At 59.0% G+C, this 24,370-nt stretch carries 18 protein-coding genes; 16 read left to right on the forward strand and 2 right to left on the reverse strand.

What is annotated here, in order from left to right:
• The first annotated feature begins 75 nt into the window (after window positions 1-75).
• The 13 genes from yaaA (at window position 76) to NHU87_RS24095 (ending at window position 18,470) form a co-directional block, all read left to right on the forward strand.
• Window positions 76-855, forward strand: coding sequence for a peroxide stress protein YaaA (gene yaaA, locus NHU87_RS24035; RefSeq protein WP_253553000.1), 780 nt, complete (start codon window positions 76-78; stop codon window positions 853-855).
• Window positions 856-1,676: 821 nt separating this feature from the next.
• Window positions 1,677-2,993, forward strand: a complete 1,317-nt coding sequence (locus tag NHU87_RS24040) for a nucleotide sugar dehydrogenase (RefSeq protein WP_253553002.1) — start codon at window positions 1,677-1,679, stop codon at window positions 2,991-2,993.
• 222 nt (window positions 2,994-3,215) lie between these two features.
• Entirely contained in the window at window positions 3,216-4,697 is a 1,482-nt protein-coding gene (gene alg8 / locus NHU87_RS24045) for a mannuronan synthase (RefSeq protein WP_437180856.1), read from the forward strand.
• A 35-nt stretch (window positions 4,698-4,732) separates the two neighbouring features.
• Window positions 4,733-5,902, forward strand: coding sequence for an alginate biosynthesis protein Alg44 (locus NHU87_RS24050; protein ID WP_253553004.1), 1,170 nt, complete (start codon window positions 4,733-4,735; stop codon window positions 5,900-5,902).
• A 9-nt stretch (window positions 5,903-5,911) separates the two neighbouring features.
• Window positions 5,912-7,423 (forward strand): alginate biosynthesis TPR repeat lipoprotein AlgK, encoded by a 1,512-nt coding sequence (algK, locus tag NHU87_RS24055; RefSeq protein ID WP_253553006.1) that lies wholly within the window; start codon window positions 5,912-5,914, stop codon window positions 7,421-7,423.
• Entirely contained in the window at window positions 7,420-8,907 is a 1,488-nt protein-coding gene (locus NHU87_RS24060; RefSeq protein ID WP_253553008.1) for an alginate export family protein, read from the forward strand. The genes algK and NHU87_RS24060 overlap by 4 nt, the downstream gene beginning before the upstream one ends.
• A 26-nt stretch (window positions 8,908-8,933) precedes the next feature.
• Window positions 8,934-10,523: a mannuronan 5-epimerase AlgG gene (algG, locus tag NHU87_RS24065; RefSeq protein ID WP_253553010.1), complete on the forward strand. Its 1,590-nt coding sequence runs from the start codon at window positions 8,934-8,936 to the stop codon at window positions 10,521-10,523.
• Between the two features lie 10 nt (window positions 10,524-10,533).
• Entirely contained in the window at window positions 10,534-11,985 is a 1,452-nt protein-coding gene (locus NHU87_RS24070) for an alginate O-acetyltransferase (RefSeq protein WP_253553012.1), read from the forward strand.
• 11 nt (window positions 11,986-11,996) lie between these two features.
• On the forward strand, window positions 11,997-13,130 hold the full coding sequence (locus NHU87_RS24075) for a mannuronate-specific alginate lyase (RefSeq protein WP_253553014.1): 1,134 nt from the start codon (window positions 11,997-11,999) through the stop codon (window positions 13,128-13,130).
• Window positions 13,131-13,326: 196 nt separating this feature from the next.
• Entirely contained in the window at window positions 13,327-14,892 is a 1,566-nt protein-coding gene (locus tag NHU87_RS24080; protein WP_253553016.1) for an MBOAT family O-acyltransferase, read from the forward strand.
• 11 nt (window positions 14,893-14,903) lie between these two features.
• Window positions 14,904-16,079, forward strand: coding sequence for an alginate O-acetyltransferase (locus NHU87_RS24085; protein ID WP_253553018.1), 1,176 nt, complete (start codon window positions 14,904-14,906; stop codon window positions 16,077-16,079).
• Between the two features lie 14 nt (window positions 16,080-16,093).
• Complete coding sequence (locus tag NHU87_RS24090; RefSeq protein ID WP_237884800.1) at window positions 16,094-16,759, forward strand: alginate O-acetyltransferase AlgF; 666 nt, start codon at window positions 16,094-16,096, stop codon at window positions 16,757-16,759.
• A gap of 259 nt (window positions 16,760-17,018) precedes the next feature.
• Entirely contained in the window at window positions 17,019-18,470 is a 1,452-nt protein-coding gene (locus NHU87_RS24095; RefSeq protein WP_253553021.1) for a mannose-1-phosphate guanylyltransferase/mannose-6-phosphate isomerase, read from the forward strand.
• An 84-nt stretch (window positions 18,471-18,554) separates the two neighbouring features.
• Here the strand turns inward: NHU87_RS24095 and NHU87_RS24100 are convergent, their stop codons facing one another.
• Complete coding sequence (locus NHU87_RS24100; RefSeq protein WP_253553057.1) at window positions 18,555-21,401, reverse strand: RHS repeat domain-containing protein; 2,847 nt, start codon at window positions 21,399-21,401, stop codon at window positions 18,555-18,557.
• A gap of 180 nt (window positions 21,402-21,581) precedes the next feature.
• Here NHU87_RS24100 and NHU87_RS24105 point away from each other — a divergent pair, with 180 nt between their 5' ends.
• The 3 genes from NHU87_RS24105 (at window position 21,582) to NHU87_RS24115 (ending at window position 23,417) form a co-directional block, all read left to right on the forward strand.
• On the forward strand, window positions 21,582-22,046 hold the full coding sequence (locus tag NHU87_RS24105) for a multidrug transporter (protein ID WP_253553023.1): 465 nt from the start codon (window positions 21,582-21,584) through the stop codon (window positions 22,044-22,046).
• A 32-nt stretch (window positions 22,047-22,078) separates the two neighbouring features.
• Window positions 22,079-22,903, forward strand: a complete 825-nt coding sequence (locus tag NHU87_RS24110; protein ID WP_253553024.1) for an SDR family oxidoreductase — start codon at window positions 22,079-22,081, stop codon at window positions 22,901-22,903.
• A gap of 163 nt (window positions 22,904-23,066) precedes the next feature.
• Window positions 23,067-23,417 (forward strand): DUF4440 domain-containing protein, encoded by a 351-nt coding sequence (locus tag NHU87_RS24115; protein ID WP_253553058.1) that lies wholly within the window; start codon window positions 23,067-23,069, stop codon window positions 23,415-23,417.
• Between the two features lie 94 nt (window positions 23,418-23,511).
• Here NHU87_RS24115 and NHU87_RS24120 read toward each other — a convergent pair whose 3' ends face one another.
• Window positions 23,512-24,363, reverse strand: coding sequence for an efflux RND transporter periplasmic adaptor subunit (locus NHU87_RS24120; RefSeq protein WP_301271554.1), 852 nt, complete (start codon window positions 24,361-24,363; stop codon window positions 23,512-23,514).
• Between the last annotated feature and the right edge of the window lie 7 nt (window positions 24,364-24,370).

Below are 24,370 nucleotides of genomic sequence, written 5' to 3' on the forward strand. Positions count from 1 at the left end.
ACCTATGGGCTTGATAGCTGGAGTCAACACAGACAACCCCCTAGAATCGCCGCCACGATTAAAGGAGACGACTTCATGCTGATGGTGATTTCCCCCGCCAAGACCCTCGATTACGAAACACCGCCGGCGACCCAGCGTTTCACTCAGCCGCAATACCTCGATCATTCCCAGGAGCTGATCCTGCAACTGCGCGACCTGACGCCGGCGCAGATCAGCGAGCTGATGCACGTCTCCGACAAAATCGGCGGCCTTAATGCCGCGCGTTTCGGCAGCTGGACCCCAGCCTTCACCCCTGACAATGCCAAGCAGGCCTTGCTGGCATTCAAGGGCGATGTGTACACCGGCCTGAATGCCCAAACGTTCAGCGAAGCCGACTTCGATTACGCCCAGCAGCACTTGCGCATGCTCTCCGGCCTGTATGGCCTGCTGCGCCCCTTGGACCTGATGCAGCCCTATCGGCTGGAGATGGGCACCAAACTGGCCAATGCCCGTGGCAAGGACTTGTACGCCTTCTGGGGCACACGGATCAGCGAATGGCTGAACGAAGCCCTGGCCGATCAAGGCGATGACGTGCTGCTGAACCTGGCTTCCAACGAGTACTTCTCGGCGGTCAAACGCAGTGCCTTGAACGCACGCATCATCAATACCGAGTTCAAGGATCTGAAAAACGGCCAGTACAAAATCATCAGCTTCTACGCGAAAAAGGCCCGCGGGATGATGAGTCGCTTCGTCATCGAAGAACGCATCAATGACCCGGTCGCACTCAAGCAGTTCGACGTTCAGGGTTATCGCTACAGCGCCGAACAGTCTAAACCGGACAATCTGGTGTTCCTGCGCGATCACGCGCCGGAGTAAAAGAGCCTGCACTCAATCAGCGCACGACATCGATAACTTCGTCGTGCGCCACTTCCCTTGTTCCTCAAAAATCCCCCGCCTTTTCGTCGCCTTGTTGACGCCAAAAAACCAGCACTTCATTTTCTAACTTTTGTTTCACTCGACAGCTAGCAAATTTTTCGGTAGTGGCACTGAAAATTTTTATTCGTAGTGGCAAAAAAATATCCTGAGCAACAATAAGCCCATATATAAAGGGCGAAACGGCAAGTGCTATCACTATGAAAGCAGTGCCATCTTTTTCAATATTTCAAGAAATTTCAGCATTCGCGATGGGCGGACAGGAACTATGTCCAAATGCGCCGCTCATACCACCGGTAACGATTCTCTCGGTGATTGTGCGAGATAACTTACACAGACAAGAGATTCATGTAGCGAAGTTGTCATACATACTTGGGCTTACTGATCGCTTATTTGGGCAACACATGAAGGACAGGAGATAAAGCAGCATTTGTATCCCCTACAAGGCCACGGCTGCGCCCCTATAAACGTGCTCACCTGAGCACCCAACCGCTTGATCTACGGGCTTTCGGGCCTGGCATTGAGCGCGCAAGACCTTTGCACGGAAGTCTTCAGAAAAGAGGATCGGCTGCATAACAGGGCACGTCATAACAATAAGGCCTGGCTGCGCACATCTTGAGTGCACTTATTTAGACACTCGGAACTTAGTATGCCTGCACACGGCATTGTGGCGCCTTTAAGTCGCACTTGCGAGTGCACTATGACCGCTGAACACCATTAACTCCGGCCATGTAATGGCTTGAATAAATACAGAGGTAATTGCGATGCGCATCAGCATATTTGGTTTGGGTTACGTCGGCGCAGTATGTGCCGGTTGCCTGTCTGCACGGGGCCATGACGTCGTTGGCGTCGATGTTGCCAAAGACAAAATCGATATGATCAACGCCGGCCGTTCGCCGATCGTTGAACCGGGTTTGGGCGAACTTCTGAAGAAGGGTATCGAGACGGGCAAATTGCGCGGCACGACCAACTTCGCCGAAGCGATTCGCGACACCGACCTGTCGATGATCTGCGTCGGTACGCCGAGCAAGAAGAACGGCGATCTGGAACTGAACTACATCGAAGCCGTGTGCCGCGAGATCGGTTTTGTCCTGCGTGACAAGACCACCCGCCACACCATCGTGGTTCGCAGTACCGTCCTGCCGGGCACCGTGGCAAACGTGGTGATCCCGATCCTCGAAGACTGCTCCGGCAAAAAAGCCGGTATCGATTTCGGCGTAGCGGTCAACCCTGAGTTCCTGCGTGAAAGCACCGCGATCGCCGATTACGATCTGCCGCCAATGACCGTTATCGGCGAGTTCGACAAGGCTTCGGGTGACGTTCTGCAGTCGCTGTATGAAGAACTGGACGCGCCGATCATCCGCAAGGACATCGCCGTTGCCGAGATGATCAAGTACACCTGCAACGTGTGGCACGCCACCAAGGTGACCTTCGCCAACGAGATCGGCAACATCGCCAAGGCCGTCGGTGTCGATGGTCGCGAAGTGATGGAAGTGGTCTGCCAGGACAAGACACTGAACCTGTCCCAGTACTACATGCGCCCAGGCTTTGCGTTCGGCGGCTCTTGCCTGCCTAAAGACGTCCGCGCCCTGACCTACCGCGCCGGTTCCCTGGACGTGGAAGCACCACTGCTCAACTCGCTGATGCGCAGTAATGAGTCCCAGGTGCAGAACGCGTTCGACATCGTCTCCAGCCACGACAAGCGCAAAGTCGCCCTGCTGGGTCTGAGCTTCAAGGCCGGCACCGATGACCTGCGCGAAAGCCCACTGGTTGATCTGGCGGAAATGCTGATCGGCAAGGGTTACGACCTGAGCATCTACGACAGCAACGTCGAATACGCCCGTGTCCACGGTGCGAACAAGGATTACATCGAGTCGAAGATCCCTCACGTCTCGTCCTTGCTCAACTCCGACTTCGACGATGTGATCGCAAACTCCGACGTGATCATCCTCGGCAACCGTGACGAGAAATTCCGCGCCCTGGCGCTGGAAGCTCCACACGGCAAGCAAGTGGTCGATCTGGTTGGCTTCATGTCTCAAGCCACCAGCGTCAGCAAGCGCACCGAAGGTATCTGCTGGTAACACGCCTGTAGGAGCTGTCGAGTGAAACGAGGCTGCGATCTTTCCTGGGGCACTTGAGTCCTGAGTGAACCCAAAGACAAAGATCAAAAGATCGCAGCCTGCGGCAGCTCCTACCGGGATTTCTGGCGTCATCCAGAGCGGGTGTCGCCAGTTTTCACAGGCCTGCCTTAACCCCATCGGGCCACCCCACAGGCTCGCCCGAGATCGAGACGGATGCAGATTATGCACAGGCTAAAGCACGGCCTACTTCAGGCCGCCGGTTGGCTGTTTTACCTAAGTTTACTGATGGGCATCGCCATGGCGCTGCCTGCGTCCACGTTCGACTCCGAGTCGAAGGACTTCATCTTCCTGATCGGTATCGTCGGTATTTGGCGCTACTCGATGGGTGCCACGCACTTTCTGCGCGGCATGCTGTTTCTGTACGTGGTCTACCCGCACCTGCGGCGCAAAGTGCGCAAGCTGGGCAAAGCGGCAGACCCGTCCCATGTATTTCTGATGGTCACCAGTTTCCGTATCGACGCCCTGACCACCGCTCAGGTCTACAGCTCGGTAATCCGCGAGGCCATCGACTGCGAACTGCCGACCACCGTAGTCTGCTCCATCGTCGAAATGTCCGATGAGCTGCTGGTCAAGAGCCTCTGGAAACGCATGAACCCACCGCCACGGGTCAAGCTCGACTTCGTGCGCATTCCCGGCACCGGCAAACGCGATGGCCTGGCCTACGGTTTCCGCGCCATCTCGCGCCACCTGCCGGACGACCGCGCCGTGGTTGCCGTGATCGATGGCGATACCGTGCTGGCCGAAGGCGTCGTGCTCAAGACCGTGCCGTGGTTCCAGCTGTTCGGCAATGTCGGCGGCCTGACCACCAACGAGTTCTGCGAAGTGCGCGGCGGCTACATCATGAGCGAATGGCACAAACTGCGATTCGCCCAACGCCACATCAACATGTGCTCCATGGCCTTGTCCAAGCGCGTGTTGACCATGACCGGCCGGATGTCGGTATTCCGCGCCACCGTGGTCACCAACCCGGACTTCATCGCTGACGTGGAAAGCGACTCGTTGCAGCACTGGCGCCTGGGCCGCTTCAAGTTCCTGACCGGTGACGACAAGTCGAGCTGGTTCAGCCTGATGCGTCTGGGCTACGACACGTTCTACGTGCCGGATGCCGCGATCCATACCGTGGAACACCCGCCGGAAAAGAGCTTCATCAAGGCCAGCCGCAAACTGATGTTCCGCTGGTACGGCAACAACCTGCGGCAGAACTCCCGCGCCCTGGGCTTGGGGATGAAACGTCTCGGCCTGTTCACTTCGGTGGTGCTGTTCGATCAGCGTGTATCGATGTGGACGTCCTTGCTGGGCCTGACCGTGGCAATCCTCGCCACCTTCAAGTACGGAAGCGCGTTCATCCTGGTTTACCTGCTGTGGATCGGCATCACCCGCCTGATCCTGACCGTGCTGCTGTCCTGCTCCGGTCACCGGATCGGCCCGGCTTACCCGGCGATTCTCTATTACAACCAGATCGTCGGCGCGCTGGTGAAGATCTACGTGTTCTTCCGCCTCGATCAACAGTCCTGGACTCGCCAGCCCACTTCTCTGACCCGTGATCTCGCCAGCTTTCAACGTTGGTTCAACACTTGGTCGTCTCGGACCATGACCTTCTCCGCCGGCAGCATTTTTGTCGCCGTGCTGCTGCTGATGGTCTGACCGAACTCGCCTGAATTAACTAGGAAATCGCCCATATGAATACCGCCGTCAACTCCAACGTAGTGCACGAATCCGAAGCCCAGCGCCAACACGCTCGCGTGAAAATCCCGGCCAAGCTGCGTTTCTTCGGTCCAGACCGGACTCCGGTTGAAGCCCGACTCATCGACCTTTCCGCTGGCGGCCTGGCGTTCAACGCCGGTCAGCTGCCGCTGAAAGTCGGCGATGTGCACAAGGCCCGCCTGCAATTCGTGATCGATAACCTCGGCCTGGCCATGGACGTGGAATTGCAAATCCGTTCCGTCGATCGCCAGACCGGTCGCACCGGTTGCCAGTTCCAGAACCTGGAACCCCGGGACATTTCCACCCTGCGCCACCTGATCACCTCGCACCTGGCCGGCGACATCGTCAGCGTGGGTGAAATGCTGGCGACCCTGCAGCGCGACAACTTCACCAAGGCGCGCAAGGACAAGGACGGCGGTCACGGCATGACGCCGCTCGGCCGTCTGAAAGCGGTGACCTTCAGCGCCGGTATCTTCGTGGTCGGCCTGGTGGCGTTCGGTTTCATTTTCAAATCGGTGTACGGCATGTACTTCGTCAGCCACGCCCAGGCCGGTCTGGTCAGTGTGCAGGGGATGAACATCACCATGCCGCGCGACGGCACCGTGCAGAGCCTGATCAAGGCTGACGGCGTCGCCGCCAAAGGCGCCCCATTGGCGACCTTCAGCACCAGCATGCTCGACGTACTCAAGGGCCATCTGGACGAAGGTCAGCTGCAACCGTCCAAGGTTGAAGAACTGTTCGGCAAGCAAATGACCGGCACCCTGACATCGCCGTGCGATTGCACCGTGGCTCAGCAATTGGTGGCTAACGGTCAGTACGCCAGCAAAGGCGATGTGATCTTCCAACTGGTGCCGCGCAACACCGAAGCCAACGTTGAAGCACGCTTCTCCTATCGCCAGTTCGGCGACGTGCGTCCAGGCACCACCGTCAGCTTCCAGATCGCCGGCGAAGACCAAACCCGTACCGGCAAGATCGTCAGCAGCACCAGCCTGAAAAGCGCCGACCTGTCATCCGACATCCGCGTGCAGATCAAACCTGACGAGCCGCTGGACAGCGCCTTCGCCGGTCGTCCGGTGGAAGTGAACAGCACTCGTGGCCCGAACCTGAACTGGCTGATCAACAAAGCCATGGCCGCCGGTCTTTAAACAGAGGACATGCCCGTGACCCTATTCAGTCTCCTGAAAACACCGCGAACCCTGTGGGAGCGGGCTTGCCCGCGATTGGAACAACGCGGTCTTTCTGAAGTACCGAGTCGCCTGAATCGCGGGCAAGCCCGCTCCCACAGTGGTTATGTGGTGTGCTCACTCGCGCTGGCCGTGAGCCTGGCCGGTTGCGCCGGCCTGCCCGACCAGCGTCTGGCCAATGAAGCCCTCAAGCGCGGCGACACCGCGCTCGCGGCGCAGAACTACCAGCAACTGGCAGACCTGGGTTATAGCGAAGCTCAGGTTGGCCTGGCCGATCTGCAGGTCGACAGCCGCGACCCGGCGCAGGTCAAAAAGGCCGAGGCGACTTACCGCGCCGCAGCTAGCGTCTCGCCGCGGGCTCAGGCTCGCCTGGGTCGTCTGCTGGTGGCCAAACCCGGCGCCACCGAAGCCGAACACCACGAAGCCGAAGCACTGTTGAAGAAAGCCGCGGCCAATGGCGAAGGCAACACCCTGATCCCGTTGGCGATGCTGTACCTGCAATACCCGCACAATTTCCCGAACGTCAACGCACAGCAGCAGATCAGCCAATGGCGCACCGAAGGCAAACCGGAAGCGGGTCTGGCGCAAGTGCTGCTCTATCGCACCCAGGGCACGTACGACCAGCACCTGGATGACGTGGAGAAAGTCTGCAAAGCGGCGTTGAACACCACCGACATCTGCTACGTCGAACTGGCCACGGTCTATCAGAAACGCGGCCAGCCAGAGCAACAGGCCGAACTGATCAAGCAGATGCAAGCCGCTCAAAGCCGTGGCGCCGTCTCTGCGCAACGGGTGGACAGCGTGGCCCGCGTGCTGGCCGATGCGAGCCTGGGCAAGACCGACGAGAAAACCGCTCAGTCGCTGCTCGAAGGCATTGCACCTGGCTACCCGGCATCCTGGGTCAGCCTGGCACAACTGCTCTACGACTTCCCTGAACTGGGCGACGTCGACACGATGATGAAGTACCTGGACAACGGCCGCGCTGCCGACCAGCCCCGCGCCGAACTGTTGCTGGGCAAGCTCTACTTCGAAGGAAAAATGGTGCCGGCCGACGCCAAGGTCGCCGAAGAGCACTTCAAGAAAGCCGTTGGCCGTGAAGTCGCCGCCGATTACTACCTCGGCCAGATTTACCGTCGTGGTTACCTGGGCAAGGTCTATCCGCAGAAAGCCCTGGATCACCTGCTGACCGCTGCGCGTAACGGCCAGAACAGCGCCGACTTCGCCATTGCCCAACTGTTCTCCCAAGGAAAGGGCACCCGGCCCGACCCGGTCAACGCTTATGTCTTCAGCCAATTGGCGAAGGCTCAAAACACCCCACAAGCCAATGAGCTTGCGCAAACCATCGAAGCGCAACTGCCGCCTGACCGGCTGGCCGAGGCCCAACGCCTGCTGAAACAAGAGCAGGCCATTCGTAGTGCCGTGAGTCCGGACACGCTGGAACTGCACGCCCTGCAAGAAGAAGACGGCGAGGAATCCCTATGAAGCTCAATCCATTCGTGAAGGCCGGTGTTGGCCTGACATTCGCCCTGCTGTGGTCGTGCCCGACCCTGGCTGCCCTGACCGAAGACAAGAACTTTGGCCTCGAAGTCAAAGTTACCGGCCAGTCCGAAGACGACCGTGACTTGGGCACTGCCAGCGGCGGCGACGTTTCCGGCGTCGGTCTCGACCTGCGTCCATGGGTATACGGCGAAAGCGGCGCGTGGAGCGCCTACGCCATGGGCCAGGCCGTGACGTCCACCGACATTATCGAAACGGACACCCTGCAACAGTCCGACAGCGACGGTACCCAGACCACCGACAATGGTGATCGCAAAACCAAGAAGAACTACCTGGCGATGCGTGAGTTCTGGGTCGGCTACAGCGGCCTCACGCCCTACCCTGGCGAGATCCTCAAGCTCGGTCGCCAACGCCTGCGCAACGACGACGGCCAATGGCGCGACACCAACATCGAAGCCCTCAACTGGACCTTCGACACCACCCTGTTGCGCGCCAACGTCGGTATCGCCGAACGCTTCAGCGAATACCGCACCGACTTGAAAGAGCTGGCACCCAAAGACGAAGATCGCCTGCACGTTTTCGGCGACGTGGCCACTCAATGGTCGCCGGGTAACTGGGTCGGCATTCGCGGTCATCACACCCACGATGACGGCAAGCTCGACTATCCGGAGCCGGGCGTGGCCGGCGATTCGCTGGACAAAAAACAGAACGGCGACATCAGTTGGCTCGGCCTCACCGCCGACAGCGACGCCTACAACTGGCGCAACACCAACACCGTCAACTACTGGGGCAGCATCACCGGCATGAGCGGCGACACCGACACGGTCAACCCGCTGAACGCCGATGGCACGCGCCCGACCGAAGCCAAACGCGGTGAAGACCTCAATGGCTGGGCCACCGATATCGGCCTGCGTTTGCGCCTTGATCCGCAGTGGCAAGTCGGTGCGGCGTATGCCCGTGCCAGCGCCGAGTACGAACAGACCGGCCTGGAAAGCAATCGCTCGAACTACACCGGTACACGCTCGCGGGTTCACCGTTTCGGCGAAGCGTTCCGTGGCGAAATGAACAACATGCAGACCGCTACCCTGTTCGGCTCGTGGATGCTCAACGACGAATACGACGCCAGTCTGATCTACCACAAGTTCTGGCGTGTCGACGGCAACAAGCCGGTGGGCAGCAATGGCATCAACGCCGTCGAAAACAACACCGACGACGTGACCGGCGCGATCCTCTCCAGCACCTCCCTGCCGCTGGAAGATGGCAACAAAGACCTCGGTCAGGAAATGGACCTGGTGGTCACCAAATACTTCAAGCAAGGCCTGCTGCCGGCGTCGTTGAGCCAGTCGATCGATGAGCCTTCGGCACTGGTGCGGTTCCGTGGCGGTGTGTTCAAGCCTGGCGATGCGTATGGCAAAGAAGTCGACTCGTACATGCACCGCGCGTTTGTCGACGTGGTCTGGCGCTTCTGATGCAAACCGCGAAGGGAGTGCCCGACATGAACAGTGCCAAGAAAGGCTCGATCAGCCTGCTGGCCGGCGCGCTGCTGCTCGCCAGCGCAGCGGCCTTCGCCGCCGTCGAACCGGCCCAGCCTGTGCAAGCGGGAAAATCGACGACCATGGCCAAGGGGCTGCAACAGGCCAAGACCTACACCGTCAGCAGCGCGCCAACCGCGCCGCTGGACCTGGCCGCGCCGAAACTGCCGGACACCTCTGGCTACACCGCGGAAGCCATCGCCGAGAAAATCGTGCGCACCAAACCCGGCAAAATCAGCGTGCGCCGGATGATGCAGGAAAACGCCCTGAAGGACTTCATCGGCGGCGACAACAAGATGGCCGAGTGGGTGGTGCGTCAGCATGGCATCCCGCAGGCGATCTTCATCGACGACGGCTACATGAACCTCAAGGACCTGGTGAAGAAGCTGCCCAAGCAGTACTTCAGCGAAACCTCGCCGGGGGTATTCCTGGCAAAGTTGCCGATCGTGGTGGGTAACAAGGGCATTCTGGAAATCGACAAGCAGACCCAGGAATTGCGCCTGTCCCAAGAGGCCGGTTCGTTCCTGGTCAACGACGGCCAGTTGTTCGTGCGTGACACCAAAATCACTGGCTGGAGCGAGAAGGCAAACGGCCCGGCGGCTTTCAAGTCGGCCAAGGAGTTCCGTCCGTTCCTGCTGTCCTGGGGTGGCACCGAGACCTACATCGCCAACAGCAAGATCGCCAGTTTCGGTTACGCCAACAGTAAGTCTTACGGCGTGAGTATTTCCCAATACACGCCGAACATGGCCAAGGTGCTCAAGCGCCCTGAACCGACCGGCTGGATCGTCGGCTCCGAGTTCTCGGACATGTGGTACGGCTTCTACTGCTACGAAACCCGCGACTTCGTGGTCAAGGGCAACACCTACAAAGACAACATCGTCTACGGCATCGACCCGCATGACCGGTCGCATGGCCTGATCATCGCCGACAACACGGTGTACGGGACCAAGAAGAAACACGGGATCATTATTTCCCGTGAGGTCAACGACAGCTTCATCTTCAACAACCGCAGCTACGACAACAAGCTGTCGGGCGTGGTGATCGACCGTAACAGTGTGAACAACCTGATCGCCTACAACGAGATCTACAAGAACCACACCGATGGCATCACCCTCTACGAGAGTGCTGACAACCTGCTGTGGGGCAACAAGGTGATCAGCAACAAGCGCCACGGCATCCGGATTCGTAACAGCGTGAACATTCGCCTGTACGAAAACATCTCGATGGCCAACGGCCTGACCGGTGTCTACGGACACATCAAAGACCTGACCGACACCGACCGGGACATCAAGCTCGACCCGTTCGACGCCCAGGTGTCGCTGATCGTGGTCGGCGGTGAATTGGCCGCCAATGGCAGCGGACCGCTGTCCATCGACTCGCCGTTGAGCGTGGAGTTGTATCGCGTGTCAATGCTCGCACCGACCAAATCCAGCGGCATCAGCTTCTCGGGGATTCTCGGCGAACGCCAGGATGAAATTCTCGACCTGCTGGTGCGCCAGCAGAAAGCCGTGCTGATCGACCCTGTCGAACGCCAGACCGAAATGCGGGACTGAGGATAATTTTATGCACCCACACTTGATCAAATTACTCAGCCTGTCGGCCCTGACCGCGGGCATTCTCGCGGCCAGCACTGGCGTACGTGCCGAAGACGCCAAAGCACCCAGCTTCAAGGCCGAGGATTGCTGCAGCCTGTGCCCCGCCGCTCATGATGCGAAGAACTACACCACCCGCTATCAGCAGAACTTCACCACACTGGTGCAGGCCCAGGGCGATTGGCTGTTCCGTACGCAAGAAGACTTGCGCACCGAGTTCGACACCACACCCGCCGGCTACAAACGCCTGAAACAACTGCACGATGCGTTCAAGAGCAAAGGCGTGGAACTGGTCATCGTTTACCAGCCGACCCGTGGCCTGGTGAACCGCAACAAGCTGAACCCGGCAGAGAAGGCGAGCTACGATTTCGACAAGGCGCTGAGGAACTACAAGACCATGCTCGGGCGTTTCGCGCAGATGGGCTACGTGGTCCCGGACCTGTCGCCGCTGACCAACGAATCGCTGCCCGACACCTTGCCGGCTCACGATTTCTACTTCCGCGGCGACCAACACTGGACGCCGTATGGCGCCCAGCGCACAGCGAAAATTGTCGCCGAGAAGGTCAAGCAATTGCCGGCCTTCGCCGACGTTCCCAAGCGTGAATTCGAGACCCATAAGTCGGGTCGCATGGGCAAGACCGGAACGTTACACAACATGGCGGGTCAACTCTGTGGCACCAGCTACGCGATCCAGTACATGGATCAGTTCACCACCGAGCCAAAGGGCGAAGCGGGCGATGGCGATCTGTTCAGTGATTCCGGTAATCCGGAAATCACCTTGGTCGGCACCAGCCACAGTGGCAAGAACTACAACTTCGCCGGTTTCCTCGAAGAGGCCATCGGCGCCGACATCCTCAACGTGGCGTTCCCCGGTGGTGGCTTCGAAGGTTCGATGCTGCAGTACTTGGGCAGCGAAGAGTTCCAGACCAAACCACCGAAAATCCTCATCTGGGAATTCTCGCCGCTTTATCGCCTCGATCAGGAAACCATCTACCGCCAAATGATGGCGCTGCTGGACAACGGTTGCGAAGGCAAAGATGCACAAATGAGCGCCAGCGCCACGCTGAAACCGGGCAAAAACGAATTGATGGTCAACAGCAAGAACCTGGACCTGCGCAACAGCAGTCATCAGGTCGATATCCGCTTCGCCGACACCTCGGTGAAAACCTTGCAAGCCACCCTCTGGTACATGAATGGGCGCCACGAGGACATCAAGATCGAGAAACCGGAAACCTCCGATACCGACGGGCGTTTCGCCTTCGAGTTGCGCACGGACGAAGACTGGGCCTCGCAGAATCTGCTGGCCGTCGAAGTCCAGGGACCTGAAAAAGCAGGTACTGCGCCGCAGAAAGTCGAAGCGAAAATCTGCAAACGCAACGTGTTCTCCGGCAACGGGCAGCGTATCGCTCAAGCCGGGCAATGAGGCTACCTCTTATGAACTGCATGCAAACCCGAACGCTGAAAAAGTTACTCGCGCCGTCCCTGCTGACGCTGGCGATGTTCGCCGGCGCCACCCAGGCCGCCGCGCCACTTCGCCCGCCCCAGGGTTACTTCGCGCCAATTGAAAAAGTCAAAACCGGCGGCAAGAGTGAAGGCTGCGACGCGATGCCGACGCCCTACACCGGCGCCCTGCAATTTCGCAGCAAATACGAAGGCTCCGACAAGGCCCGTTCGACCCTGAACGAGGCATCGGAAAAAGCGTTCCGCGACACCACCGCCGACATCACCAAGATCGAACGCAGCACCAGCAAGCAGGTGATGAAGTTCATGCGTGACGGTCGTCCGGAACAACTGGAATGCACCCTCAGCTGGTTGACTGCCTGGGCCAAGGCCGACGCGTTGATGTCCAAGGACTTCAACCACACCGGCAAGTCCATGCGCAAATGGGCATTGGGCAGCATGGCTTCGTCCTATGTCCGCTTGAAGTTCTCTGACTCGCATCCGCTGGCCAACCACCAGCAAGAGGCGCAAGTGATTGAAGCCTGGTTCAGCAAAATGGCTGATCAGGTAGTCAGCGATTGGGACAACCTGCCGCTCGAGCAAACCAACAACCACTCGTACTGGGCCGCCTGGTCGGTGATGGCCACGTCGGTCGCCACCAACCGCCGCGATCTGTTCGATTGGGCCGTCAAGGAATACAAGGTCGGCGTCAATCAGGTCGACGCCCAAGGCTTCCTGCCCAACGAACTCAAGCGCCAGCAACGCGCCCTCGCCTATCACAACTATGCCCTGCCGCCACTGGCGATGATCGCCAGTTTCGCTCAGGTCAACGGTGTGGATTTGCGCCAGGAAAACAACGGCGCCTTGAAACGCCTGGGTGATCGCGTGCTTGCAGGCGTGGAAGACCCGGATGAATTCGAGGAGAAGAACGGTAAAGAGCAGGACATGACCGACCTCAAGGTCGACTCGAAATTCGCCTGGCTCGAACCGTTCTGCTCGCTCTACACCTGCACGCCGGATGTGCTGGCGCAGAAACACAAAATGCAGCCGTTCAAGACCTTCCGCCTCGGCGGGGATTTGACCAAGGTCTACGACCCGGCCAATGAAAAAGGCAACAAAGGCTCCTGACCCTGTAGGAGCGAGGCTTGCCCGCGAATGCCACGACGCGGTGCAACTGATGAACCGCGTCATCGTTCTTCGCGGGCAAGCCTCGCTCCTACAGGAATCGCGGCGGCATTGAATGCAATACATCCCCCAGGATTTTGATGGGGGGTTTGGGGGGGCCGTTGGCCCTTGACTGTTGGTTAAACATGGAGAGATCGGGATGGTATTTTCATCCAACGTGTTCCTGTTTCTGTTCTTGCCGATCTTTCTCGGCATGTACTACCTGAGCGGAATACGCTATCGCAACTTGCTGCTGCTGATTGCCAGCTACGTGTTCTACGCCTGGTGGCGTGTGGACTTCCTTGCGCTGTTCGCAGCCGTCACGCTGTGGAACTACTGGATCGGCCTGAAAGTCGGTGCGGCAGGCGTTCGGACCAAACCGGCCCAGCGCTGGCTACTCTTGGGCGTCGGGGTGGATCTGTGCATCCTCGGCTACTTCAAGTACGCCAACTTCGGCGTGGACAGCATCAATGCGATGATGACCTCGGTCGGTCTGTCGCCGTTCATCCTGACTCACGTGCTGTTGCCGATCGGGATCTCGTTCTACATCTTCGAGTCCATCAGCTACATCATCGACGTCTACCGCGGTGATACCCCGGCAACCCGCAACCTGATCGACTTTGCCGCATTCGTGGCGATCTTCCCGCACTTGATCGCGGGCCCCGTGTTGCGTTTCCGTGACCTGGCCGACCAGTTCAACAACCGCACCCACACCCTCGACAAGTTTTCCGAAGGTGCCACGCGGTTCATGCAGGGCTTCATCAAGAAGGTCTTCATCGCCGACACCCTGGCGGTGGTGGCCGACCATTGCTTCGCCTTGCAGGACCCGACCACGGGCGATGCCTGGCTCGGCGCCCTGGCCTACACCGCGCAGCTGTACTTCGACTTCTCCGGCTATAGCGACATGGCGATTGGCCTGGGCTTGATGATGGGTTTCCGCTTCATGGAAAACTTCAAACAGCCGTACATCAGCCAGTCGATCACCGAGTTCTGGCGTCGCTGGCACATCAGCCTGTCGACCTGGTTGCGTGACTATCTGTACATCACCCTCGGCGGCAACCGTAAAGGCACGCTGATGACCTATCGCAACCTGTTCCTGACCATGCTGCTCGGTGGTCTGTGGCACGGCGCGAACATCACCTACATCATCTGGGGTGCCTGGCACGGCATGTGGCTGGCGATCGAAAAAGCCATCGGCCTGAACACTTCGCCGCGCAGCTTCAACCCGGTCCGTTGGGCCCTGACCTTCCTGCTGGTGGTGATGGGTTGGGTGATCTTCCGCGCCGAAAACCTCGACGTCGCCGGTCGCATGTACGGCGCGATGTTCAGCTTCGGCGAATGGTCGCTGTCGGAACTCAACCAGGCCAACCTCACCGGTCTGCAAGTGGCAACCCTGGTGGTGGCTTACGCAACCCTGGCGTTCTTCGGTCTGCGTGATTTCTACACCAACCAGCCGCCGGTCAAGACCAAGCCTGCCGCGACCACCGAGACCGATGGTCCTGCCGCGGCTACGCCTGGAATGATCAAAGCCGTACCGGGCGACAACCCGGGCAGCATCCACGAACCGGGCTACACCGTCGGCGTTGAAGCGACTGTGCAACCGGCCTACTGGACCGCTGACTGGTCCCGTTACGTGATGCGCGCTCTGGTACTGCTGCTGTTCATCGCCTCGATTCTCAAACTCTCGGCGCAAAGCTTCTCGCCGTTCCTTTACTTCCAGTTCTGAGGGATCTGACTATGACCCGCTCATTACGCATCTTCTACATCGCCCTGTTCCTGGTGACCTTGCTGGTCCTGGGCGTGTGGTCGGTACGCAGCTTTTTCGGCTTCAGTACCAATGCCGATGCAACCGTGCTCAACGGTCGCTGGAGCAAAGCCGTCGAGACGCACTACGACGAGGAGTTCCCGATCAAGCGCCTGGGCACCAACCTTTGGGCCGCGCTGGATTTCAAACTGTTCAACGAAGGTCGTCCGGGCGTAGTGCTCGGTCGCGATCAGTGGCTCTACAGTGATGAAGAGTTCCACCCGATCGTCAACGAAGAGTTGAACCTGCAGGGCAACTACGCGCTGGTCGAAGGCGTGCGCCAGACCTTGAAAAAGCAAGGCGTGCAACTGGTGATGGCGATTGTCCCGGCCAAGACGCGTCTGTACCCGGAACACCTGGGTGAAGAGAAGCCGGCGAGTATCCACGCCAATCTGTACAAGGATTTCCACGCTCGTGTGGCGGCCAACAAGATCCTCGCCCCTGACCTGCTCGGCCCGCTGCAAAAGGGCAAGCAGGACGGTCAGCAGGTGTTCCTGCGCACCGACACCCACTGGACCCCGGAAGGCGCGCAAATCGCTGCCCAGACCTTGGCCAAGACCATTGCCGACAAGGCTCCGCTCAGCGGCGAACCGCAAAACTTCGTCACCGAACCTGCGGAAAAGGTGACGCACAAGGGTGACCTGCGGTTGTTCCTGCCGCTGGACCCGCTGTTCGAAAACCTGATGCCGGCGCAAGAGCCTTTGCAGAAGCGCAACACCGTGGCTGCGCAAGAACAGCCTGCCGGTGACGACGCTCTGTTCGCCAACACTGAAGTGCCGGTGGCTCTGATTGGTACCAGCTACAGCGCCAACCCGAACTGGAACTTCATCGGTGCGCTGAAAGAAGCGCTGCACAGCGACGTGGTCAGTTACGCCGAAGACGGCCACGGCCCGATTCTGCCGATGCTCAGCTACCTGAAAAGCGATGCCTTCAAGAACAGCCCACCCCAGGTGCTGATCTGGGAGTTTCCTGAACGATATCTGCCTGTGAACAACGAAATCGGTGACGCCGACCCGCAGTGGGTCGCAGAGCTTAAACAAGCCGGCGCGCGCCAACAAAACGTAGCTGCAAACACTAAATCCGAGACGCCCGACCGGGCGCAAAACTGAAAGAGAGGTACACCATGACTTTCACTACTACTCCTCGCCGTCTCGCTGCTCGCTCCATCAAGGCAGTTGCCCTCGTCGCCGGCATGAGCGTGCTGTCGATGCAAGCCTTCGCCGGTGATGGCGCGCTCTACGGCCCGACCGCACCGAAAGGCTCCAGTTTCGTGCGGGTCTTCAACGCCGGTAACGCTGAAGTCAGCGCCACTGTTGGCACCACCAACCTGAGCGAAGTCGCGCCGCTGTCCAGCACCGACTTCAGCTTCATGCCGGGCGGCGATTACAGCGCCAAGGTCGGTAGCCAGACCCTGCCGGTGAAACTGGCCGGCGACCACTATTACACCCTGGTCAACAACGCCAGCGGCGCACCACAACTGATCGAAGAGCCGCCGTTCAAGAACAAGCAGAAATCCCTGGTTCGCGTACAGAACCTCAGCGACAAGGCCCTGACCCTGAAAACCGCCGACGGCAAGACCGAAGTGGTCCCGTCCGTAGCGGCCAAGGGCCGTGGCGAGCGTGAAATCAACCCGGTGAAAGTCAGCCTGGCACTGTACGACGGCGCCACCAAAGTCGGCGACGTGAAACCGGTTGCCCTGGAACGTGGTGAAGCCGCGGTGCTGTACGTCACCGGCAGCGGCAGCAGCCTGTCGCCAGTGTGGGTAAAACGCCCGGTTTCGACGCGCTAATCAATTTACCAGGACGGTGATCCCCCTGTAGCAGCTGGCGAAGCCTGCGTCCGGCTGCGAAGCAGTCGTAATCCAGGCAACTCGGTCTTTCTGAATGACCGCATTGCCCGGATTCACGACGGCTACGCCGCCGAACGCAGCCTCGCAGGCTCGGCAGCTGCTACAGAATCAGTGAACCGACCTGATTACGGAACAAGAACAAGAGTGAAACGACAGAACGCAGTAGCTCTGACCCATTCGATTTTAAAGGAGTAACAACATGATTCCGGTGATCTTGTCAGGTGGTAGCGGCTCACGTCTTTGGCCGCTTTCGCGTAAGCAATTCCCCAAGCAATTCCTCGCCCTGACCGGTGAACACACGCTGTTCCAGCAAACCCTGGAACGCCTGGTGTTTGAAGGCATGGATACCCCGATCGTGGTCTGCAACAAGGATCACCGCTTCATCGTCAACGAGCAGCTGAGTGCCCGCAACCTGGACACCCAGCGCATCCTCATGGAACCGTTCGGTCGCAACACCGCGCCGGCCGTGGCCCTGACCGCGATGATGCTGGTCAATGAAGGTCGCGACGAGTTGATGCTGGTGCTGCCAGCCGACCACGTGCTGGAAGATCAGAAAGCCCTGCAACGCGCCCTGGCCCTGGCCACTGTGGCTGCCGAACGTGGCGAGATGGTGCTGTTCGGCGTGCCGGCGACCAAACCGGAAACCGGTTACGGCTACATCAAATCCACCAACGATGCGCTGCTGCCGGAAGGCGTCAGCCGTGTCTCGCACTTCGTCGAAAAACCTGACGTGAAACGCGCCACCGAATTCGTCCAGTCCGGTGGTTACTTCTGGAACAGCGGCATGTTCCTGTTCCGCGCCAGCCGTTTCCTCGAAGAACTGAAAAAGCACGATCCGGACATCTATGACACCTGCCTGCTGACCCTGGAACGCAGCCAGCAAGACGCCGACACTGTCGATATCGACCCTGCCACCTTCGCCTGCTGCCCGGACAATTCCATCGACTATTCGGTGATGGAAAAAACCCAGCGTGCCTGTGTGGTGCCACTGACCGCTGGCTGGAGCGATGTCGGTTGCTGGTCGTCGCTGTGGGAAGTCAATGCAAAAGACGCTAACGGTAACGTCACCAAAGGCGACGTGGTCATCCAGGACAGCAAAAACTGCATGATCCACGGCAACGGCAAACTGGTGTCGGTGATCGGTCTGGAAAACATCGTAGTCGTCGAAACCAAGGACGCCATGATGATCGCCCACAAGGACAAGGTCCAAGGCGTGAAACAGATGGTCAACACCCTCAACGAACAGGGCCGCAGCGAAACCCAGACCCACTGCGAAGTCTATCGTCCGTGGGGCTCCTACGACTCGGTGGACATGGGCGGCCGCTTCCAGGTCAAGCGCATCTCGGTCAAACCGGGCGCGTGCCTGTCGCTGCAAATGCACCACCACCGCGCCGAACACTGGATCGTCGTCAGCGGCACTGCCGAAGTGACCTGCGATGAAAACGTGTTCCTGCTGACTGAAAACCAGTCGACCTACATCCCGATCGCCTCGGTCCACCGCTTGCGCAACCCGGGCAAGATCTCGCTGGAAATCATCGAAGTGCAATCGGGCAGCTACCTTGGTGAAGACGATATCGAGCGGTTTGAAGATATCTACGGTCGCTCCACCCCGATCGAGCGCGGCGTGTCGGTGAAAACCATCGCGCAGTGATTGACCGGTAACACAATAAGCCCCCGTCCAGCCCGCTGCGTTCCCTATCCGCAGTGGGTTGGATGGGGGCTTTTTTTTCTTGCGTCAGCCGTGAGCTGACTTGGACGTCTCATTAAGTGATTGTCGTCTTCCGGCGTAAGGCTTGGGCGCGACAAGTTCAATGAAATCCTGCTGTCGGTTCAAGGTCTGAACCACCGCTTGCGTCTGCGTCGAAACTTCAGCGACTTTCTCGAAGGTTTCCGGATCAGCGCTACCGGAACTAGCGAATTCAATTTTGATTGCCTGCATCCTGAACTCCAGCATATCGATCACGGCGGGTATTTCATCGTAAGCCCCGCTAAGCGATGTCGCGTTCAGCCCTTGCGATGCGTGGTAAAACTCCCGACTTGTCTTGATCAGACCTGGCGCTTGCGACCCCAGCTTACTGCCGACCTTTTCGACCACCTTATCAACAACTGCGGTGATGATTTTCCCCCCTAATTGCTTTCGCCCTTCACTTGTCCGCGGGTCAACTGCAGCCAGCTCAAGTTTGGCCGTTGCAAGACTGAGTTTCTTTTTGGGTTCAACGCTCTCGATGAATGCCTTAGGGTTCATTTCGTTACCCTTGAAGTTGATCGGACGCTCCAGTTGATAGGTGTCCACCACCTTGGAAATCAAAGCATCTGCCGCCTTGGAGCCGACTACCGCCCCGACCTTGGCCCCCAGCGCTACGCCTGCCCCCCCAGCTATCAACCCACCCAAGCCACCGCCTGCCGCAGCTCCAACCGCCTTACCGGTTGCACTGACAGCACTGCTGGCAAGTTGGGTAACTACCCGTCTGCCCAGAGCTTTGAACCGATGCAGCGGATAGGCGTGATTGAGTATTGAATTCTTGAGATCCGAAACGGCTCCTCCAACCGATGAGACCAAGGTTTGCTGCTTATCCAGGCCCTCGTTCAACTCCGAAGTTTCAGTCTTTCCACCGCCGTCGCTATCGACATAAGTCATGGGCGAGTTACCGACCATCTGATACAGGTTCGGCCCATCGACGAACCCCTTGGGATCGGGATTGAGCCAGCGCTGCAACCACGGCGCGTAATAACGCAGACCATAGTAATAAAGCCCTGTGGCATCCCGTTCCTTGCCCGAATAACGAATGGTTTTGTAACTTGCTTCAACGACGCCCGTTCCGGCAAACCACGCGGTCTCGCCGAAGGGATAGTAGATTTCCTGACTAATGATTCGCGCATCATCGGCGAGTTCCAGGGTGCAAGAGTTCAGGTGATCAACGAGGTTGTAACGGTATTGATTTTTGGGCACGCCGGACGATGGATCCGTCTCCCAGTGCCATACCCGAACGCTGTTGAGGCCCGCCTGAGCGGTGATGACTTGCAGTACTTCCCCCATGCCACTGTCGGTACGAAGTTCAAGCCCCGGCAAATAACGCACTTCAGCCACCACGGTGCGGGCATTGGTATTGAGGGAGCGGATTTTACGCACTCGCTGGCCACCGCCATCGTAGACATAGAACTCCTGATCATTGATCCCGGAAACGCGCTCCACCGGACTGACCGATTGCAGTTGATTACGCAGATCCCACGTCAGAAACCGGCCCTGATCCAGCGCCAGTAGATTGCCCCTGGCATCGAACGCGGCAGCGATTTCTTCTTCGGTGGGTGGCACCCCGTTGCGCCAGGGCAGACAGCGATTGCTGTAGCGGGCGGCCTTCAGTTCACGCCCCGGGCCTTGTGCGCCAACGTGGGCCAGCTTCAACAGATTGCCGCCTTCGTCATAGCGGTAGGTCTGCCGGTAGTTGCTGACCGCCGCCGGATCGACCCGTCCCATCGATGCTGGTCCCTGGTTGGCACTGCCCGCCTCCCAGCCAAAGGCCTCAATCAACTGGTAAAAGCTGTCGTAGCTAAAACGACTGAGCGGCTCGATACGCTGATTGGCAAAGTGACGCACGGGCAGCGCCTTGTCTTCGATGCTGAGGACGTTGCCCATTCGGTCATATTCGTAGATCAGATGCTGCAACAATCGAGCACTCGCATCCTGCACCCGTCGCTCCATCAATAATCCGTCTTCAGCTCGGTAAACCAGAGCGGTTTGCACAGCGTTGCCGGCAATTTCGTGCGCAACTTGCCCTTGGGCGTTGTACTGAATATCACTGACCAGCGTCTGCCAGATAGTCAGCCCCTGAAGTTGCAAGCGCGCCTCACGCAAGCGACCGTCAAGGGTCAGGCTGAAGGCCTGACGGTTTTCCCTGGCGTCGACCTGTTCCAGCACATCGCCCAGCGGGCCGAAACTCCACGTCGAAACAGCCCCCTCCCCCGGCTCAAGCAGCCGTTGGCGATCGGCTTCCAACTCCGGCCAGTCAGGCGTAACAGGGTCCAGGGTGAAGTGACGAACTTGCTTCACGCATTGGCCGATGATCGAAAATGCCTCGAACAGCACCGTCCCGGCGGGATCGTCATGACGGATCAACTGCCCGCATTGATTCTGCTCACGATGGTCGGGACCGCCATAGGCCATGCGTTCAACAGACCTTCGCGGCTCGGTTAGGCCCTGCTCGAACACTGCCACGGGACGGAGCAGGTCGTCGTATTCAACTTCACGTCGTGTACCTCGGCTGTCCCATGCCTGCAAAATCTCGTCACCCAGACCGCGCAGGCTCAGCTGCAATCCAGCATCGACGCTGACGGTACAAAGCGCATTGCCGGACAGCGAATGCACGGTCGTTGAGTTGGCGGGTGTCAGAGGATCTTCATCCTGCAATGCCCAAAGCCGCGGATCCCACTGTTTTATCGGATGGCCCGCAGCATCATGGGCAGTGCGATTGATGCGTGCTTCGCTGGGCAGGTTTACGACGGCGCGCCAATAGTCCACCGAACGGATCAACAAGCCACGCGAGTCGACGACGGACAATTTTGGTGTTTTGTGGTGCATTCCCATCGTCAAGGCCTGCATGCCTGTCTGTCCTGTTTGCCAATCGACATCTAACCGTTCGTGGACATGCCCGGCTACTATCAGAAATGACAGTACCGACCAACGGCCATCGATCTTGCTCCACGAATGTCCATTCCCGCGCCCCTTCGGTAGGATGGTGTTCATGAGTTCAAGGAGCGTTCACACATGTTCATCGGCGTCCTGCTGGTCATCACCTGGCTGATCCTGCTGCTGCGCTACCCGTCCAAGGCCGTGCCGGTTTCCATGGCCGCCGCTGTCGGATTGGGCCTGGTGGCGGTGTGGGTATTCTGGCTGGACGCCCGCGAGGTCAAGCAACTGGCGCGCCTTGAGCTGCGTATCACCTATGCGCCCGAACACTGCCCGGCGGATCGGCCCTTGAAGCTGACGATGAACAACGGCAATGACGTGCCGCTGACCGAACTGCGCTGGCGAATCGCCGCTTATGCTCCGGGCGATACGGTCAATCTGGCTGACAATCAATATGCTGCACCGCGTTATCGCGGCCCCGGCGAATTGCAGGCCGGAGGCAACTGGGAAGACTGCTTGCCAATGCCGCCTCTGCGCCCCGGTTATCGCCCGCAAACCCTGGAGTTTCGCGCAGAGCGTTTGCAGGGTAGTTTCTCCGACTGATCCCTTTCTTCTTTTTGCACAAGGACCGCGCCATGCCCGTTGCGTTGATTACCGGTTGTTCCAGCGGCATTGGCCGCGCCCTCGCCGACGCCTTCAAAGACGCCGGCTACGAAGTCTGGGCCAGCGCCCGCAAGGCTGAAGACGTAACCGCTCTGACCGCCGCCGGTTTCACCGCCGTGCAACTGGACGTGAATGATGGTCCGGCCCTCGAACAACTGAGCGAGCGGATAAATCAGCAGTGCGGCGGCCTTGATGTGCTGATCAACAACGCCGGTTATGGCGCTATGGGGCCGCTGCTCGACGGCGGTGTTGCGGCCATGCAGCGGCAGTTCGAAACCAACGTATTTGCGATCGTCGGCGTCACTCGCGCGATGTTCCCCATGCTGCGTCGCGCCAGGGGTCTGGTGGTGAACATCGGCAGCGTTTCCGGGGTTCTGGTCACGCCGTTTGCCGGCGCCTACTGCGCCTCGAAAGCTGCGGTGCATGCCTTGAGCGATGCGTTGCGCATGGAATTGGCGCCATTCGGCGTGCGGGTCATGGAAGTTCAGCCTGGCGCTATCGCCTCCAGTTTCGCCAAGAATGCCGGTCAAGAGGCTGAGCAACTGATCACCGAGCAATCGCCGTGGTGGCCGTTGCGCGAAGGTATTCGTGCGCGGGCGAAGGCGTCTCAGGACAAACCGACGCCGGCCAGTGAATTTGCCGCCGGTTTATTGAAGGCCGTGCAGCAGAATAAACCGCCGCGTCTGGTGCGTTTGGGTAACGGCAGCCGGGCGTTGCCGTTGATGGCGGGGTTGTTGCCAAAAGGGTTGCTGGAGTCGGGGTTGATGAAGCGGTTCGGGTTGCGCGGGCAGCTTTGATACCGTGGCGCCCCTATCGCGAGCAAGCTCGCTCCCACAGGGATCGCGCAAAACCTTGTGGGAGCGAGCTTGCTCGCGATGACGTCAGAACAGTCTCTGCAAAATTTCAGGAAACAACATGACCGACTACACCGAATACTTTGACGAAGTGATCTAGGCCCACATAGCCATCGAGCAATGGTTGGCCGAGACGCGGGACGAGTACGAGCTTGAGCAACTGCTGACGCGTTTTTCGCAGCAGTTTTCCATGATCTCGCCGTTGGGCCGGGTGCTGGATTTTGAGGCATTGAATGAATTGTTTCTGCTGGCGGGCGGGCAGAAGCTTGGGTTCAGGATTGAGCTCAGCGAGTTGCGAGGTATCGCGCTGTATGACGGTGGTGCAGTGGTGAGTTATCGCGAGCAACAGACCGACGCAACGGGGCTGCATTCTGATCGGCGATCCTCGGTGGTGTTTGAGAAACAGGCCGATGGCAAGGTGGTTTGGCGGCATTTGCATGAGACGTTTTGCAATTGAATAACCCCAAAAGATCGCAGCCTTCGGCAGTTCCTACAGGGAGACCACATTCACTGTAGGAGCTGCCGAAGGCTGCGATCTTTTGGTCTTGCTGTTACTGCTTGACCACAACAGTGCAAGTAATCCCCGCCGCCAACAGCACGCCCTCCGGCACTTCATCAATGTGAATCCGCACCGGCACCCGCTGGGCCAGACGCACCCAGTTAAACGTCGGGTTCACATCGGCGATCAGCTCGCGGCTTTCCGGATTGTCGCGGTCGTAGATGCCCCGAGAAATACTTTCCACATGGCCCTTGAGCACTTCGCCGCTCATCAGTTGCATGTCAGCTTTGTCCCCCACGCGCACATGCGGCAGTTTGGTTTCTTCGAAGAAGCCATACACCCAGAACGAGTTCATATCGACCACGGCCATTTTCGCTTCGCCGATGCGTGCGTAGTCACCGCGATGGACGTTGAGGTTGGTCACATAGCCGTCCACCGCCGCGCGCACTTCGGTGCGTTTGAGGTTCAGCTCCGCCGCTTCCAGTTGCGCCTGGGCGTGCTGGTAATCGGCCAGGGCCGAGTCAGCGATGTTGCTGGCGTCGTCGCGGTTTTCCCTGGAGATCACCAGGCTGTCGAGGTCAGCGCGGCGATGGGCGTTGACCTTGCGCATCTCCCACGTGGCTTTGCGCGAAGCCACCAGCGACTGCGCCTGTTTCACCGCGATGCGGTAATGCTCGGGGTCGATGCGCATCAGCAAATCGCCCTTCTTCACTAGCTGGTTGTCGCGCACCGGCACGTCCACCACTTCACCGGTAACGTCGGCGGCGACGTTGATGATGTCGGCGCGCACTCGGCCGTCGCGGGTCCAGGGCGTGTTCATGTAATGCACCCACAGGGTCCGGCCGATCCACAGGGCAAGGGCCAACACCAGCAGGGTCGCGAGCAGGCTGAAAAGCTTTTTCATCAAGATG

It is taken from the genome of Pseudomonas mandelii (assembly GCF_024138395.1).
Lineage (GTDB): Bacteria > Pseudomonadota > Gammaproteobacteria > Pseudomonadales > Pseudomonadaceae > Aquipseudomonas > Aquipseudomonas mandelii_E.